Origin of the sequence: Coleofasciculus sp. C1-SOL-03 (assembly GCF_040220555.1) — a bacterium.
Taxonomy (GTDB): Bacteria; Cyanobacteriota; Cyanobacteriia; order Cyanobacteriales; family Coleofasciculaceae; genus Coleofasciculus.
In genome coordinates this window covers 17,643-35,117 of the sequence record NZ_JAVJUO010000021.1, presented here as the reverse complement: position 1 = coordinate 35,117, position 17,475 = coordinate 17,643, and the positions used below count along the sequence as shown (strand labels likewise).

At 43.7% G+C, this 17,475-nt stretch carries 17 protein-coding genes; 14 read left to right on the top strand and 3 right to left on the bottom strand.

All coding sequences use genetic code 11. The features are described 5' to 3' along the window. Nucleotides 1-8: 8 nt before the first annotated feature. The 3 genes from RIE73_RS02615 to RIE73_RS02605 all read right to left on the bottom strand — a co-directional run bounded on the left by RIE73_RS02615 (nt 9) and on the right by RIE73_RS02605 (nt 3,502). On the bottom strand, nt 9-1,307 hold the full coding sequence (locus RIE73_RS02615) for an NB-ARC domain-containing protein (RefSeq protein ID WP_446399698.1): 1,299 nt from the start codon (nt 1,305-1,307) through the stop codon (nt 9-11). Nucleotides 1,308-1,558: 251 nt separating this feature from the next. Next, entirely contained in the window at nt 1,559-1,963 is a 405-nt protein-coding gene (locus RIE73_RS02610; protein WP_446399697.1) for a hypothetical protein, read from the bottom strand. 138 nt (nt 1,964-2,101) lie between these two features. After that, nucleotides 2,102-3,502 (bottom strand): cytochrome P450, encoded by a 1,401-nt coding sequence (locus tag RIE73_RS02605; RefSeq protein WP_446399696.1) that lies wholly within the window; start codon nt 3,500-3,502, stop codon nt 2,102-2,104. 464 nt (nt 3,503-3,966) lie between these two features. Here RIE73_RS02605 and RIE73_RS02600 point away from each other — a divergent pair, with 464 nt between their 5' ends. The 14 genes from RIE73_RS02600 to RIE73_RS02535 all read left to right on the top strand — a co-directional run bounded on the left by RIE73_RS02600 (nt 3,967) and on the right by RIE73_RS02535 (nt 17,400). After that, nucleotides 3,967-6,180 (top strand): phosphoketolase, encoded by a 2,214-nt coding sequence (locus tag RIE73_RS02600; protein ID WP_446399695.1) that lies wholly within the window; start codon nt 3,967-3,969, stop codon nt 6,178-6,180. A 118-nt stretch (nt 6,181-6,298) separates the two neighbouring features. Continuing rightward, a complete protein-coding gene (locus tag RIE73_RS02595) occupies nt 6,299-6,631 on the top strand; it encodes a hypothetical protein (protein ID WP_446399694.1) in 333 nt (110 codons plus the stop codon). Beyond that, nucleotides 6,628-7,062 carry a type II toxin-antitoxin system VapC family toxin gene (locus tag RIE73_RS02590; RefSeq protein ID WP_446399693.1) on the top strand — a complete coding sequence of 145 codons (435 nt, stop codon included), beginning with the start codon at nt 6,628-6,630 and terminating at the stop codon, nt 7,060-7,062. Before RIE73_RS02595 ends, RIE73_RS02590 begins: the two co-directional genes overlap by 4 nt. 26 nt (nt 7,063-7,088) lie before the next feature. Beyond that, nucleotides 7,089-8,036: a hypothetical protein gene (locus RIE73_RS02585; RefSeq protein ID WP_446399692.1), complete on the top strand. Its 948-nt coding sequence runs from the start codon at nt 7,089-7,091 to the stop codon at nt 8,034-8,036. Nucleotides 8,037-8,079: 43 nt separating this feature from the next. Next, nucleotides 8,080-8,229: a PIN domain-containing protein gene (locus RIE73_RS02580; RefSeq protein WP_446399691.1), complete on the top strand. Its 150-nt coding sequence runs from the start codon at nt 8,080-8,082 to the stop codon at nt 8,227-8,229. Nucleotides 8,230-8,478: 249 nt separating this feature from the next. Beyond that, entirely contained in the window at nt 8,479-8,856 is a 378-nt protein-coding gene (locus RIE73_RS02575; protein ID WP_446399690.1) for a DUF433 domain-containing protein, read from the top strand. Continuing rightward, on the top strand, nt 8,853-9,245 hold the full coding sequence (locus RIE73_RS02570; RefSeq protein WP_446399689.1) for an ACP S-malonyltransferase: 393 nt from the start codon (nt 8,853-8,855) through the stop codon (nt 9,243-9,245). The genes RIE73_RS02575 and RIE73_RS02570 overlap by 4 nt, the downstream gene beginning before the upstream one ends. 22 nt (nt 9,246-9,267) lie before the next feature. Continuing rightward, nucleotides 9,268-9,471 carry a DUF4926 domain-containing protein gene (locus RIE73_RS02565; RefSeq protein WP_446399688.1) on the top strand — a complete coding sequence of 68 codons (204 nt, stop codon included), beginning with the start codon at nt 9,268-9,270 and terminating at the stop codon, nt 9,469-9,471. A gap of 318 nt (nt 9,472-9,789) precedes the next feature. Continuing rightward, the gene (locus RIE73_RS02560; protein WP_446399687.1) at nt 9,790-14,079 is read left to right on the top strand and encodes an NACHT domain-containing protein; all 4,290 of its coding nucleotides are present in this window, start codon (nt 9,790-9,792) and stop codon (nt 14,077-14,079) included. A 17-nt stretch (nt 14,080-14,096) separates the two neighbouring features. Further along, a complete protein-coding gene (locus RIE73_RS02555; RefSeq protein WP_446399686.1) occupies nt 14,097-14,339 on the top strand; it encodes a hypothetical protein in 243 nt (80 codons plus the stop codon). Further along, a complete protein-coding gene (locus RIE73_RS02550) occupies nt 14,339-14,743 on the top strand; it encodes a PIN domain-containing protein (protein ID WP_446399685.1) in 405 nt (134 codons plus the stop codon). The genes RIE73_RS02555 and RIE73_RS02550 overlap by 1 nt, the downstream gene beginning before the upstream one ends. A gap of 83 nt (nt 14,744-14,826) precedes the next feature. Next, nucleotides 14,827-15,960 (top strand): AAA family ATPase, encoded by a 1,134-nt coding sequence (locus tag RIE73_RS02545; RefSeq protein ID WP_446399684.1) that lies wholly within the window; start codon nt 14,827-14,829, stop codon nt 15,958-15,960. Beyond that, nucleotides 15,953-16,723: a hypothetical protein gene (locus RIE73_RS02540; RefSeq protein ID WP_446399683.1), complete on the top strand. Its 771-nt coding sequence runs from the start codon at nt 15,953-15,955 to the stop codon at nt 16,721-16,723. Before RIE73_RS02545 ends, RIE73_RS02540 begins: the two co-directional genes overlap by 8 nt. A gap of 74 nt (nt 16,724-16,797) precedes the next feature. Then, on the top strand, nt 16,798-17,400 hold the full coding sequence (locus tag RIE73_RS02535; RefSeq protein ID WP_446399682.1) for a Uma2 family endonuclease: 603 nt from the start codon (nt 16,798-16,800) through the stop codon (nt 17,398-17,400). Nucleotides 17,401-17,475 lie beyond the last annotated feature (75 nt).

Genomic DNA, 17,475 nt, shown 5'->3' with positions numbered 1-17,475 from the left:
AAACGTCTCTACAAATCATTCAGTTTGAACGTTTTCACATATTTTCTAATAATCGGCTGTAAGGTAAAAAAGGGTTCACTCGTCTTTTTCCGATCTCCCCCAGTCTTCTCAATCAGAGAACGTCCCCGTAAGGAGTCCAGTACCTCTAATAATTCCGAAAACGAGATAGAATTATTTTTTTGCAACGTTCTCAGAGACAGTGGCTTATCTTGACTCGCTAAACTCTGTATAATTTCTTTCTCTAAATCCGATAACTTCTCAAACTGTCGGTCGAGGTTTTCCCGAAAAATATCATCAACTAAAATAGTTTGCAGGTTGGTGAATTCCACCACATCCCCATTAAAATACTCTTGAATCGTCGCCGCGACTAACTTTAAAGCTAAAGGATTCCCTTGATAATCCCGAATCAAACTCTCCCATTTTTCCTCACCCGTTAACCCATTTTCAGCTAAGATTTGGCGGGCGGCGGCGTCGGGTAAAGGATTAAGTGGTAAGGAATGAACCGAGGGACGAGTTGTCTCTAAGCGCCGGATATCTCTCAGGGTTTCTTGAGAACAAAGTAATAAACAACTTTGATGGGACGATTCACCAACTTGTCTCACAAGTAACCCGTATTCCTCATAGTCAGGACTATAGCGTCCAAATCTATCACCACTTCGCACAATTGTCTCCACATCATCAAGGATTAATAGACAACGGTGTTGGTTTAAATAATCTCGCAACAGAGAGAGTCTCTCATTCAAGTCTCTGGGTAAATCCGATTCCACCTGATTTCCCAAAGCGACAAGCCAATCTGCTAAAAGACTGTCTAGGGGTAGCGGATTTCTAAGCGATCGCCAGATAATAAACTCAAACTCCTCCTCTATATCCTGCGCCAAGTTCACCGCCAACGTGGTTTTACCAATTCCTGCCATTCCCAGGATAGCGACTAAGCGCGAGTTATCCTTGACAATCCATTGCTTTAGCTTCTCCTGTTCCTCTTGACGCCCATACATCACCGAAATATCCGGCGCTTCTCCCCAATCTCGACGCCGAGAGGACTGAGTTTGATGGGTTTGATAAGCACAGATGAGACGCTGTTTCAATTCAACTAACTTACCCGGACCCGTTCCCGTAATCTCAAACTTGCGATAAACTTCACCCAATCGCTTCCGCAAGGCGATGGGAGTGATCCCCAGGAAGTGGGCAATCTCATCCTGAGTTGACTTGCCCGTTAGGACTAACGACAACGCCTCCAGTTCAGTGTCAGACACGCCGCGTTCATCGGTCAAGGTTTTCAGGAATTCAGGGGGAATCGGGGAAGTCAATGTCTTCGGTTCTCACGTTAGTCTGTACTTTTCATTATAGACTGTGAGACGGACAGTTTGATCCGTTCGTCCTTCGTTCGTAGTTGAGGAACTTTAGCCTTCTCCCACTATCAAGGGAAGCATCTCTAGTCTTAGTCCATTTTAATGGACTTTAGCTATCAGCCCGGAGTTTGAACTCCGGGTTCCGGACGGGTATCTGACTCAACTACCAAAAACCCAAATGTGAGGCTTCATTAACCCCATCACGGAGGCTAACGCTGCATTGATCCACCAGAAGAACGCAACGATGGAGCCGCCGCCGCGCCATAATTCACTCGGCAACCAATATTAAAGATACTGACGCCACATTCTAGGGGAACTACGTCACCGTTCCGCATGGCACTACAGCTCACATAACCATCATTGTTGGTATCTTTCATCATGCACTCAATAGGTTCTGCACCAGCACGACTAGACCACGAATTCATCCCCATCCCAGCAACAATGTGATGCCAGAAGAAAACCAGCAGGAAGAAACCCAGAAAAATTGAAACAACGGCTGTCGTGATTAATCCAGCTCTAAATTTCCAACTTTGCAGAAAATTACCGGACTGAGTTTGACTCGCGTCTGGTGTAGGAGTCGATTCATTGATTGGTTTATCTTGAGTTTCGGTCATAGGAGTACGTAATCTCTTGTGATTTTAAGATAATCGCTTATGGATCTATTCTGATTGTAGCGATCGCGCCTTTCCCCTGCTTCCCCTGCTTCCCCTGCTTCCCCTGCTTCCCTTTATTCAGCAGCCCCTACTTCAGCCCTAGCCGTACCGACAGGCACTGGGGCTGGATGGGTTGGCGAAGCCTGCTGAAGAAGGAACGTATCGCACTCCCTTGATCACCATCTGCACACCCCCTGTTGGGGAAACCGTGAAGCCGCGACGTTTGGGTTTTACGGGTTTGGTATCCCTCAGCGCTAACTGATAGTGCGACAAAATGGTCGCCAAAACCAGTTTCATTTCCATCTGCGCCAATGCCAAACCCACACAACGGCGACTACTACCTCCAAAAGGCAAATACTCGTAAGGAGAAAACTGGCGTTCTAGGAAACGTTCTGGCTGAAACTGTTCCGGTTCGGCATAGATATCTTGGCGATGATGAGTCAGGTAAATGGCAGGAAACAATGTTGTGTTGGCGTCATAGTCACGACCCATAATTTGCATCGGTGCTTTGGTAATGCGGGGGAAGGCAATAAAAGCAACCGGGTAAATCCGCAGGGTTTCTTGGCAAACGGCGGTGAGATAGGGTAATTTTGCGATCGCGATCGGTTCTGGGTGAGTCCCTAAGCTATCCAGTTCCTGTATCAGTTTTTCATAGACCTCAGGACGCTTGTGAATCCAATAAAACGCCCAGGCTAAAGCCGTCGCTGTCGTCTCGTGACCAGCAAACAGAAGCGTCATCAACTCATCTTTCAACTCCGCATCGGTCATCGGCTGACCCTGTTCATCACGCGCCGACATCATTAAACTAAGGACATCATCCCCTTCTAGATGTGACTGGTCTCGACGTTCATCAATCTCCGCTTGCAAAAGTTGATAAATTTGCTGCCTGCGCCGGACAAAGCGCCCCCAGGGACTCCACGCACCCCAGTCTTTTTGCAGAAATTTCAAAAATAGCAGACTGGAACTCACCGGGGAGTCAGTCATATTTAACAGGGCTGCTAAAAGGGGCTTGAGGCGTTGGTAACGCGCCCCTTCCTGTAGACCAAACACGGCTTGCATAATCACTTGCAGGGTAATGTCCTGCATTTGATCGCGAATACAGATTGGCTTACCCACTTGCCACTGACTGGCAACCTGTTCGGTAATGTCGCCAATTAATTGACTGTAAGCCTGCATCCGTTCTCCATGAAAGGGCGGCATAATCAAACGTCGTTGCTGGCTGTGACGGTCGCCATCAAGCAACGATAGGGAATTTTCCCCCACCAAGGATTCCCCCAACTTGTTCCCCCGCCCTGAGTCAAACCGTTTGGGATCGGTGGTAAAAATCTCCCGAATTGCCTGGGGATGGCTGAGGAAAACGAAAGGCTCAAAGTTTCTCAGATTTACGGTAAAGGTGTCCCCGTAGCGCTTGGCACAACTATCCAAGAATTCCAGAGGGTCAATAATCCACTGGATCAGTTGCACGATGGCAGGGCTTGTCGGACCTTCTGGCAGTTTCATCTTTAAAAACCTGCTGGAGACCCTCGCTTTTAGCGACGGGAGGAAAGCAGGGCAGGATGTACTACTTTCCTTGAACAAAATTGGTGGGGGAGTAGAGACGTAGCATGCTACGTCTCTACAGACTGGCACGCATCCGTAGGTAGGAACTTTAACGCTTGCCGTTAACGTAGTGCGCGTAGCACTTAGGCTGGTCAACTTAGGCTATAAGGAGCCCTCGCTTTTATCGACGGGTTGTTGACGGCAGGGTGTTTGAGTTCATGTTTCTTAGAGTAGCGAATTGTCGCCTATTGACATAACCCTGATTCTATGAAACAGATTTAATTTCTTCGGTAAATCCAGTCTGATTACCTTAAATTATCACTGCATAACCCAAAATTGATTAAGTTTAACAACCTTTAGGTTGCAAAACATTGTAAAATTTTCATAAAGTTAATCTACCGATACAATTATTTAAGGTACTCAGCATGACTGCAACAACCCCAAAAACTACGTCACCCGTTCCAGCCTTTTGCGAAGGCATCCAATATTTTGGGCAAGCCTTACCAGGTTTGGAGACGTATGGTGGAAAACCTGCCATTGCTGAGGACAAGGTTGCGATCGCCTCCCCATCTGACCCAGCGGCTGTCTTCCAAACTCTCCTCGCGGCTGATGCCCTGCGTTACCTAACCCTGCAAGTCACGGCATCCAAAGCATCCGGTCATCCCGGCGGATTTGCCAGCGTCGCCGAAGGCATCGCCGCCTTAATCATGCTGGGCTATAAAAATATTATTACCGAAGTTGGACACCATGCCCCCGGCTTTTACAGCACCATGTTCTTAGACCGTTCCCTAGAGGACATGGGGATTACCACCGTGCAACAGATGCGGGAACGCTTCCGGGAAATGCATGGACTCCTAGGACACCTATCCGGTCAAATTCCTGGACTACTGAACCCCGCTGGACCCCTGGGACAAGGGCAGCATTTCGCCATGGCGGGGGCGTTACTCCACCGGGATACCCTCTTCCCCGTAACGATTGGCGACGGGGGGATTGGTGAACCTTACGTAATGAGTAGTTTTGGTCACTTCCACACCGCCTATCCCGATGTCACCAACTTCCTGCCCATCTTAGTTTGGAATGGATACTCCCAGGAACACCACAGCATGGTATCCACCAAACCCAACGAAGAGATGATTGAATATTGGGAAGGGAATGGATTTAAAGAAATTATCCTCGTCAATGCCAAAGACTTTGACGACGCCAACCAACCTGGTGAATATGTGGATAGCACCGCCTTTTCCTGGGAAAAACGATTGGAATTTACCAAAGCTGTATTAGAAGCGACAGACAAAGCCGCTAAATCTGCCCTGGGCGGTAAGCTTACCGTACTGATTATCAAACAGCTTAAAGGCGCTGGTGTCCATGCGCGAGGTGCTAAAGCCCACAACCTCTACGGCTACCATACCTTAGACAATGAAGAGATTGTCCAGGCTTTGAAACAACGTGCCTTACCCCCAGAAGCGTGGCAACTGGTACGCACCAACTCTGAACGGGCGGCTGGGGGTCCGGCGTCCCATCAGGTGGTGACGGAGAAGGAGTTATCGTTACCGGATTTAGGCACATTACCCTTAAACGAATTTGAAATTAAGGGTGATAAGCAAGTGGCGACGACGGCGATGGGGGCGTTAGTTGCCCATGTGGGGAAACAAGACCCTAACTTTATCATTTCTAACGCGGATGGGAATGCCGCCTCTGGGATTAATAATGTTAACGTGGCGCTGAAGATTCTCCATCCTACCGTCGATGACCTCTATTATCAGGGACCCAAGGGTCAGGTATACGAACCCTTAAGTGAAGATGCTTGTGCGGGGTTAGCGGCGAGTTTAGCCTTGTTTGGTTCCCGTACTCTCTGGTGTTCCTATGAATCCTTTGCCGTGAATGGGTTACCGATATGGCAAACCGTTACCCAAGCCATGGCAGAATTGCGCCGTCCAACACCTGCGACAATTACCTTATTTACCGCTGGGGCATTGGAACAAGGGCGTAACGGTTGGACTCACCAGCGTCCAGAGATTGAAAATTACTTTGCTGCCATGATGCGGAATGGTAATGTGTTTCCCTTATTTCCCTGTGATGCTAATAGTATCCAGGTGTGTTATGACTGGGCGCTGACAATGAAGAATAAGGGGATTACGATTACAGCGAGTAAGTCTCCTTTACCGGTATTAACGACATTTGAACAAACCCGTCAAGCGTTAAAAGATGGCGGTGTGGTACTCCATGAAACCGAAGGGAGTCAGAAAGTCGTGTTTGCCGTGGTTGGCGATATGCCACTGATTCCCGTCTTAGATGCAGCCGTTCACCTGGAAAATGAAGGGATTGGCGTGCGAGTTGTTTCGGTAATTAGTCCCCGACGTTTGTATCGTCCCCATGATGTGGCGTGGGAAACCTGTAAGGAACCCGATAGCCACTTTTTAAGTGATCAAGGGTTTGAACAATTGTTTGGTGGCGATGCATTGATTGGCGTAACCGGGGGTGCCAGTGCCATGCTGGAACCGTTGATGTTACGGAGTACCGTCAAGCGGGATATTTTTGCCTGGAAGCGTGGGGAAACGGCATCGAGTGCAGGTCAAGTTATGGCGTTTAATGGGTTAACGGCAGAGAATTTGGCAAAGCGAGCGACTGAGTTAGTTGGATAAGATTGATTTAAATTAGGGCTTGCTGAATCAGGATTGTAGAGACGTTGCATGCAACGTCTCTACTCTTGGGTAGGAGATTGTTACAATAGAGCCAAAAATGAGGGTTAAATCATCATTTATGACTATCTCACTATCTGTGCAAACAATAATTGAATCCATTGAAGCCCTTTCTGTTGAAGAGCAGGCTTTATTATTTGAACAACTTTACAGGCGAAGACTGGAAAAGCAGCGTCAAGAGAATATCAAGGAAATAGCTGAGACAAAAGAGAATAAGCCAGTAACAGGCAAGTCTCCTCAATCTCAGAATCCTTTACTACAGGTTCCTGCTACGCTCAAAAATAATCCCTTATTTGATGAGGTATTAGGATACATAGCAGCCTATCGTCATGAACTAGATCAGGAAACAGAAGCTTATTATCGTCAACGTGACACCGAGGTTCAAGCCAAGTGACTCGATACATTCTGGACACTGATCATGTCACACTTTTGCAACAAGTTCATCCAATTGTTACCCAGCGTGTTAGTGCAGTTAATTCCAATAATATTGATGTGACTGTCGTAACCGTTGAAGAGCAAGTACGGGGATGGCTAAGTGCGATCAGAAAAGCATCCCAATCCTCCCAACCTGAACGATTAATATGGGCTTATAGAGGATTGCGAGACGTGGTGAAATATCTGAGCCGATTAAACCTAATTGACTTTAGTGAAGCGGCTTATGCTCATTATCAGGAGTTGCGTCGTCAAAGAATACGCATTGGCACACAAGATTTGCGAATCGCCGCTATTGTGCTGGCAGAAAATTCTATTCTCGTTACGCGCAACCAGCGTGATTTTGCACAAGTGCCTGGTTTGGTATTTGAAGATTGGACAGTACCGAATTGAGATAGCAGAAACAGAAACAAGTAAAAATGAATTCGATACAAATTGAAAGCTGGGCATTGAGAGTGATTGATTGCGTCAAAAAGGGTCAACCTAACGAAGATTTTCTAGTTGAGTTGAAGCGAGATTGGATAGAAAAAGAAAAAGCGGCTCGTCGAATCGCAGGTCATGCCAATGCGGCGCGAGGAGAAAATATACTTTGGTTAATAGGTGTTGATGGAAAACAAGGTGTTATTGGAGTTAATACTACCGATATTGCTAGTTGGTATTCTACTGTAGAGTCTTGCTTTAATGAACTAGCCCCAAGAATGATACCATTAAATATTCCTGTAGATGGGAAAACAGTTGTAGCTTTACTGTTTGAAACTGATCACGCTCCTTTTGTCGTTAAAAATCCGGTTTATGGATCTAAAGGCGCAGGTGCTGTTGAGCTTGAAGTTCCTTGGCGTGAAAACACATCGGTAAGATCAGCACGTCGTTCGGATCTGATTCGATTACTAGCACCACTCGAACGGCTACCAGAAATTGAAATTATTGATTGTGACTTTATCGCAACAATAGAAAAAACAGACGATCGAGGGCATTACACTCCTGATGAATTACGGTTGAGTTTAGAATTGTATATTGTTCCTCACAATAAGAACCGTATAGTTATTCCTATTCACCGATGTAAAGTAGAATTTGAAATTATCGGAATTCCCAGAATTAAATCTAATTGGCTCAGCTTAGAACCAGCTACAAATTATTGTGGATGGGGAGATCCAAGTATATCTGTCCCTTTAACAATTCAAAGTACAGGACACGAAATCATAATTGATGCTCCTGGTAAGCTTGTACTAAAAGCAACAGCAGAAAGACCATCCTTGCCAGAGAACGCCAAAAATTGTGATATTCGTATTTTCATTCATCTTTTACCAACTGGTACTGATCGCCCAGTTGTCTTAACTAAGACATTGCCTTACCCAAAAGAACAATGACGGTTCATATTGTGGGGTCTTCCGTAGTAGGGGCGCAAGTGAATTGTTAAGCTTATATCGGCTAAGTCATGGCTTACTCATTGCTGATAGTCTTATTGCTGCTACTGCAATAGTGTATAACTGCCCATTCATTACTAACAATCAACGCGATTACAGATTCATTCAAGGTTTAAACCTCTTATCGTATCCGTAAAGCAATCGAATTATATTAGTAAGCTAATGTTAGAAAGCTTAGTTTATAGGTTTGGTCTTTGGAAAGTAGACTCTCGCCTTCTCGTACTCGCCTAGGAGAACCCGAAAGGTAGAGTAACCCAATGCAAGCGGGTTAGACTGTTGGGTTTCGCGATCGCTCTACCCAACCTACTTGAATTTACCCACAATAAAAATGACAGTTTATATTGTGTAGATGTAATATTAAATTAGTTAGAGAAGGGCTACAGATATGACTCTGGCATCAAATGAAAAAGGGGCAATCATCTGTACAGAAAGGGGACTGACTATCCTAGGGACACGCATCACCCTCTATGATGTGATGGATTTTTTGAAAGCTCAGTATCCCCCTAAGTTGATCCGCGATAAATTTAACCTTACGGATGAGCAAATTAATGCAGCATTGTCTTATCTTGAAGCCAATCGCACTCAAGTAGAAGCTGAATATCAACACGTTCTCCAAACCAGAGAAGAAATTCGCCACTATTGGGAAGAGCGCAACCGCGAACACTTTGCCCGAATTGCTACAATGCCCCGTAAACCAGGTCAAGCAGCTTTATGGGCAAAGCTAGAGGAGCAAAAAGCCAAACGCGCCTCAAAATCGCCATGAATTTTCTGGTAGACTACAATCTTGATGGATATGCCCTGGTTTTTCTTGGAATCTTAACCAAAGGGTGTTGGCTGGAGTTTCTGTCTATCCAGTTTGTAACGTTTACAGAAGCTGGATTGTCGATGGATAGTAGCGATCGCATTGTCTGGAATTATGCTCAAGCTAACCATAAGATGATTCTCACAGCGAACTGGAATATGAAGAGTGATGATTCTTTGGAGCAAATCATACGCCAAGAAAACACGTCGAATTCATTTCCTGTCGTTACAATTGGTAGTCTTGATCGCCTTGACGAATTTGACTATCGAGAGCGATGTGTTGAACGCCTCATCGAGATTGTACTGGACATTGAGAACTATATGGGAGTTGGTCGCTTATTCATTCCATAGTGCCAGATAAAGGAGCGAATTCATGAAAATACAATACCCTCTGTTTTCCCAAGTTGCCCTGGCTCAAGACTTACCTGAATACAACCTAAAACGGGGAGATATTGCAACAATTGTGGAATATTACCATAAGGCAGAAGGTGAAGAGGATGGATACAGCTTGGAAGGATTTGATCTGCCTCAAGTAACAATCGAGGTTGCCGCCTCGCAAATTATCCCCGTCCTCTAGTATACAACTTTTTTATACCTTTCACAAATAATCAATAATCCCTTATTTGATGAGGTATTAGGATATCGCTGACATGAGCGAGGTTCGTAGTTGCGCTTTAGCGCCATATAGCGGGTTACAACTCAGTTGAATACACTTTATGCTCAGATAACTTGATATCATAAATGTTTGCTGTACTCCACCAAGTCGCAAACTGCTATAAACCCTCGCCTCATCTACTATAATTAAGGAGTGTAACATTCCTTGCCTGTCAGTGCCATTGAACTTAAGCTAAACTGATCTTTAAACGAGAGTTTTATATCTCTAAACTTATTCAGCATGTCTGAGCGAGATTACGATTGGAAAAGGTTTTGGTGTCCTCGATCAGGTTATATTGATCTCAGCGATCGCGGATATTTGGTCGATCCAGAATCAGAATGGGGACAGCACTATAATCCTAACCTTGTGACGCTTGAGGCGATCGCTGATATTCCATGCCTAGTTTTACTGGGAGAGCCAGGTATTGGCAAATCTCAGGAGATGAAAAACTTGAGAAAGTATACAGAAGGGACAACGAACCAAACTTATAAAGTCCTTGCACTCAATCTTCAAGCCTATGGCAGCGAGGAGCGGCTAGTTCGCAATCTATTTGAATCTAGACGTTTCACTGACTGGATAAACGGTACACACCGCCTCTATGTATTTCTGGATAGTTTGGATGAAGGTTTGCTGAGGATTGAAACCTTAGCAACATTGCTAGTTGAAGAACTTGGTAATGAGGAATACCGCGACCAACTTAGTCGCCTCTATCTCCGAATAGCGTGTCGGACGGCTGTTTTCCCAAATGTTTTGGAAGAAGGATTAGACAAACTTTGGACGAAGGACAATTTAAGCATCTACGAGTTGACTCCACTACGTCGAATTGATGTAGAGAGATCTGTAGAGAGATGTGGCTTAGAGCCTGCTGCATTTATGGACGAGGTTGATCGCAAAGGTGCTGCACCATTCGCAATCAAACCAATTACGCTGGACTTCCTTGTGAATATTTTTCAGCGTAACAATGGACAGTTTCCTGCCAATCAGCGGCTCGCAGATCTCTACCTTCAAGGATGTAGTGTACTTTGTGAAGAACCGAGAGAGAAAAACTATCATCCGCAAAGAAAACCTAATAATCTTGAGGTTGAACAGCGTCTGATTATTGCAGCCCGTATTGCTGCTGTCACCGTTTTTGCTAGACGATTTGCTGTTTGGATTGGACAAAACAGGGGAAACGTTCCTGATGAAGATGTTCTGCTTGGAAAACTATGTTTAGGAAGTGAAACCGCTAATGGAAGAGTTTGCCCAGTTACCGAAAACGCAATTAGAGAGGTTTTAGACACTGGACTGTTTTCATCTCGCGGCACAAATCGAATGGGATGGGCACATCAAACTTATGCTGAATTTTTAGCCGCCTGGTATTTGCTACAGCACAATGTTAGTTTGGCTCAAGTTTTGGCTCTGATTATTCATCCAGATCAGAGAGTTGTTCCTCAATTACAGGAAACAGCGGCTTGGCTAGCTAGTATGATGCCTGACTTGTTTCAGGAAATTATGAAAACTGATCCAGATGTACTACTTAAAAGTGATATCGCCACCACAGACGAGTCGAATAAAGCCAAATTGGTTGAATCACTACTCAGACTACATGATGAAGAAAAGTTATCATTTTTTCAATATTTGCGGTATGACAATCTGAATCACTCAAAATTACCAGACCAACTGCGTGCCTATATTTGTGATTCGACGAAGAGCCAATGGTCAAGGCTTACCGCGATCACTATTGCACTTCACTGTAATGAGAAAGCTGTACAAGATTGTTTGGCAGATGTTGCGCTTGATCCGACACAATCCCATGAAATTAGAAAACATGCAGCTTGTACAGTGTGTTACGTTGGTGACGAAAGTACCAAAGCACGATTTAAACCTCTTGCACTTGGCGAAGCGGGAGATGATCCAAACGACGAACTAAAGGGTTATGGACTCCGGGCTGTTTGGTCAAACCACATGACAGTTGAAGATGTATTAAATTGTTTCTCGCAACCCAAATCAAGAGGTGTTATCCCTACTATCGGCGGCGTATATCAGAAGTTCATAGCGTGGGAGTTTGCCCAGCGTCTTCAGTTAGCTGATTTGCCAGTAGTACTTCAATGGATTGGGAAACAAGTATCTAGGCGTGAACTTCATTATCCATTTAACAAACTTGTCCATACAGTCATTTTCACAGCATGGGAGCATCTTGAAAACCCAGAAATCATGAGAGCTTTTGCTCAAGTTGTCTTTATTGGTATGAATAGACATTTGATATTTGGGAATCCTCGTAGCAATACATTATTTAAAAAAGAGTTGACAGGAAATCAGCATAAACGACGCCAACTCATAGAAGCAATCATTTCAATACTTCCCGATTCAGCGAAAGAACCGGGGTGGTTACTAGGTGATAGTGAGTACAGTCCACTAGTGATTTTAGAAGAAGATTTTTTGTGGTTGATAGAATGTCTACGAAAATCAAAATCTGATCGCCTTCAAAAGGTATATGCGTACTTAATTTACCAAAAGCTAGATTGGAATAGTTCAGGACAATTGAGTACTATTATCAATATCAGTCAGTATAATTCGATTTTGAAATCAAAATTTACGTCATATCTAGAACCAATAGAACTTGATTCAGCCAAGGCAAAACAAGCAAAAGCAAGTTATTTAGAATTGCAAAATTTGTTAAAACCTCCTGAACCCGAACCATTACTCGATCCACCACCTAAGCAAAGAGTGCTTGCAGCAATAGACAAGGTTGAAGCAGACCAACCTCAACTCTGGTGGCAAATATGTGTTGAAATGACACTGATGCCAAGAAGTACTAACGATAACCACTATGATATTTTGACGCCAGATATAACAAGATTACCTGGATGGGAAGAAGCGGAAGCAGATACAAAAGCGAGAATTGTCAAAACTGCCAAACGCTACCTTGATGCTGGAGATCCAGAAACTCAAACATGGATGAGAACAAATAATCTCTCTCATCCTGAATTTGCTGGCTACCAAGCACTGCATCTTATTGCCAAGCAAGAGCCGGAATTTATCTCAACTATTTCCTCCGATCTATGGACAAAGTGGATACCCCTTATTCTTAAATCTATAAGTTTATTTGATGGCAATGGAGCAAGAGAAAATGAATTCTGCCGACAGATAGTGAAAACAGCATACCAGAGCGCTCAAAATGAATTTATCGAAGCACTGCTCTGTTTGATGATTCAAAATGCTTATCAGCCTCACGCTTTTGATCGTAATGATGTCTATCGATTGACAAGTGATTTACTGGATCAGTGTCTAGCGAGTTTGATTCTCAGTCGGGTTCACGATGAAGACTTGAATGCTGGAATGTTGGAAATTTTGCTAACAGATATTTTTAATTATGACGTTGATCAAGCTACAGCTTTAGCCCTACCTTTTATTTCTAAACTAATACCTGAATCAGGAGAAGCAAGGGCTAAAGCGATTGTTGCTGCGCGTCTGCTTGCAAATTACCCAAATAACTCTAGTTGGTCAGTTCTGTGGTCTACTATACAACAAGATCATGAATTTGGTCGGGAAGTATTGGAAGCTATTGCATTTCAAGCTACCTGTAAAGGTAAAATTGAACAGGAGCTTAAGGAAGAATATCTAGCTGATTTATACATTTTCCTTTCCCAGCAATACCCAGAGGTTGAAGAGCCTGAACCTGAGACGAATGAACTCATTGGTATTCAAGCTCAAATACTAGAATCAATTGGTAGTGTGAGATTGTGGAAAAACTATATTCTACAACGCCTGCAAGAACGAGGTACTCCAGAAGCGTGCGACGCACTACGAAAAATTATCCGTGAGCTTCCAGATCAAAAAGATAAACTACAACAGAGGCTACTGGAAACCGAGATTTTAGCACGTCGCAAAACCTGGAAACCACCTCAACCAGAAGCGTTACTTCAACTTGTTAGCGATAAAAATAAGCGTCTTGTTCAAAATGGTCAACAACTTCTCAATGTGCTGATTGAATCTCTAAAGCGTCTTGAACTAGAACTTCAAGGAGAAACCCCTGCTGTTAGAGATTTATGGGATAAGGTTGGCGACAAGACTTTCAAACCCATAGATGAAAATGCCTTTTCGGATTATGTAAAACGATTTCTTGATAAAGACTTGAAATCAAGAGGCATTATTGTCAATCGTGAAGTAGAACTGAGGCGTGGTTATGGAAATGAACCTGGAGAGCGAACTGATATTCATGTAGATGCTGTCCTCAAGCGACCCAATGGTGAAACTTATGACTCGATAACTGTAATCATAGAAGTTAAGGGGTGTTGGCATAGTGAAGTTAAGACGGCAATGGCTACTCAGCTTGTTGAACGTTACTTAAAAGATAATGTTTGTAGTTATGGTTTGTATTTAATTGGCTGGTTCAGTTGTCCTCAATGGGATGATCAGGATTCAAGGAATAAAAAAACGCAAAAGATTGGTATTGATAAAGCTAGAAATAAATTTGACAAACAAGCTGAAGAAATCTCTTTATCCGGTAATGTAGTTCGAGCGTATGTACTGAACACGAGCCTACGATAAGTTAACAAGGAAAACCCATGCAAATCACAATCAACATACCCAAAGACTTAGAACAAAGGCTGATCCAACAAGCTACCCAACTCAATATTCCCCTTGAAAGCTTTATCCTCCAATCCTTGCGTCAACTGACTCAAACAACCCAAAACAAAGTTGCCTGTTGGTCAGATACTATCCTTAGCTATAAAGGTGATCCTGACTTTCCAGCATTTGAATCTTACCGTGATGAACTTCTACCCCCCCGCGAACCGGAGTTATTCTAATGCGCTACCTACTTGATACCTGCGTCATTAGCGACTTCATCAAAGGGGAAACCGGTACCCAAGCCCGACTCAAGCAAACGCCGCCAACTGATATTGCGATTTCCGTAATTACGGTTATGGAATTGCGCTATGGGTTACAACTCAACCCTCAACGCACCCAGAAAATTGAACCCGTTATTACCAGTTTTCTCAGTTCCATTACTCTGCTTCCTTTTGGCATTCCAGAAGCAGAACAAGCAGCTCAAATTCGTGCCATTCTCAGATCTCAAGGACAGCCAATTGGCGCTTACGACGTGCTAATTGCTGCTACTGCCCTTCAGTACAACCTCGTCATGATTACTGCCAACCAACGGGAATTTGATCGAGTTCCTGGTTTACAAACTGAAAACTGGCGACAGTTATAGAAGAGCAAATTGGGTGTGTATTGTTCAAAAAAACGAGTAATAAAAAATTCGTTGTCCATTCAACTATTGTAGATATATAACTAATGTTAGAAAGGTTAGAACTTCATAATTTTAAAAGCCATCAATCTACACAACTTACTTTTGATCGTTCCCGTTTACATGCCATTGTCGGGCAAAACAGTGCTGGCAAAACATCAGTCCTGCAAGCGTTGCATTATCTCAGTCGATTGGCTGGCTCAGAATTTAAATATATCTTCCAGCAGGAAAGATCACCTCAATTTATTACAACGACAGGCAAAAAAAATATGTCGGTTATTGCCAGCGGTTTTTGGGGATATAACAAGCGGCAAGATTGGCAAGCATCCTATAGCTGGACACAAGAAAAGCCTGATTATTGGTATCCAAAGGCATCGTGGAAAGTAGATGACAAACTCGATAACTGTGAGGGATGGCAAAGCTCACTAAAAGATGCGGAATATCCCATTCCTCAGTCTCTCAGACATACAGTTTATCTTAAGCTAATAGCCAGTAATCTTGCCAAAGCAGCGTACAGTGATGAAATTACACCGCGAGTTGAGTATGATGGTTCGGGACTAGCGCCGACTCTGGACTTTCTGCGTAATGAAAATCCTGATAACTTTCAAGCTTTAGAGGAAAGGTTAAGGCAAATTGTACCCGGTATACGCAAGGTAGGCGTCAAGCGAGCAAAGGTTGTTGTCAATCGCCAGCGTTCCCTTGAAGTCAATGGTAAATTTATTCCTTATGAAGAAACTCAGGAACTTACCGGACAAGAAGTCGTACTTGATATGAATAGTGGTGAGCGTATACCCGCCCATTCCGTTAGCGAAGGAACGATACTTACCCTCGGATTACTGGCTGTGCTGATGACTCCTAATCAACCCAATTTGGTTTTACTTGATGATATTGAACAGGGACTCCATCCCAAAGCCCAACGGGAATTGATGACTGTTTTTAAGGAAATTATTCAAGACAACCCCAATTTGCAAATTATCTTTTCGACTCACTCTCCCTATATCATTGATGAACTGGTTCCTGCTCAAGTACATGTTTTAAATAATACCGATTCCGGCTTCACCGTCTCCAAGCGGTTAGATGAACATCCTGATGTGGAATGGGCAAAACAAACGTTAACAACGGGTGAGTTTTGGGATGCTGAGGGGGAAGATTGGGTTGTTGTAGGAGAAGGAAGTGATTGAGTTTATTGTTATCGTGGAAAGTGGGGCAGATGCACGAACCGCTACAAAATTAGCTGAACGTGTTCTGGTTGAGAAAGTAGATTGGTTAGATGAGGATAATCTTCAGTACTTTTTCCAGTGGAGTGGATTACAAAATGGGACACAACATTCCTGCTGGAGAGACATTGGTAAAATTATTGACGAGGCAAAAGAACAACTGAGATTTAAACCGCCACGATTTCTGGGTCATGATAGCAAGGGTGAACCGTTGAAAGCTGATGGTGCAATATCTATAAAAGTCCTGAATTTGGTTCGTTTCCTGCAAAGAACGCGACAGATTAAGGCGGTTCTCTTTATCCGTGATTTAGATAATCAACCTGAGCGCCGCCAGGGGCTTGAACAAGCACGCTTAGAACAGGTTAATCGACAACCTTTCTTGGAAATTATTATTGGTACAGCGAATCCAAAACGTGAGGCATGGGTTTTGAATGGATTTGTTCCCTTGAATCAACGGGAAAAACAAATTTTAGCAGAGATAAAAACTAGATTAACGTTTGACCCTTGTACGGAATCACACAGATTACGCTCTACTTCACGGAAAGAACCTGATCGAATTAGAAATGCGAAAGTCATAGTTGAACAGCTAACGGACGGAGATATGAGACGCGAACAGCAGTGTTGGGAAGATACAGATTTAGAACTTCTGCGCGAAAGAGGTATTCATACAGGTTTGGTAGACTATATCGGTGAAGTTGAGCAACGATTACCCGCTCTAATTCAATAGATACTGAAACTTGTCTGGATTGGCTTAATTATTACTAAGCATTTGTGTACTCACCCGAAAAGTTTAAATTTACTATGACTATACAACTTACAGAACAACTCAACCCAGTTAACGACCAGTATTTTATCCTACCCGGACGTTATAATTGGCAGCAATTCAAGGCAATTCAAGCCGTGATGCAAGAGGTTCCTGGATTAAAATTAACGTATCTTGATGGGTGTGTGGAGTTCATGACGACAGGTGAAGACCATGAAATGATTAAAAAATTTCTAGCGATTCTCATAGAAGCCTATTTATTTGAAACGGGGATTCGATTTATCCCGATTGGCAATGCCACTCGTGAAGCAGAAACGAAAGGGGCTTCCTTTGCTCCCGATGAGTCTTACTATATTGGCACAAAGAAAGACCATCCTGATCTGGCAATTGAAGTGGCTCTCACCAGTGGCGGAACGGATAAACTCAAAAAGTACAAGCGGTTTCAAATTCCTGAAGTTTGGTTTTGGCAAAAGAATAAGATTTTAATCTACCATTTTCGGCAAAATGACTATGAGCAAGTTGAGCGCAGTGAGTTTTTACCCAACTTGGATTTAGAGTTGCTGGTGCGCTGTGTGTTAATGTCTGATATAGTTGAGGCGAGAATGGCGTTTATTGATGGGATACGACAGAACAAAAGCTGATCCAACAAGGCGATTGAAATCGCTGCTACACAAACAAAGTCCGCCTGCGCGGACTGGGTTATAACGGGGGTAGCG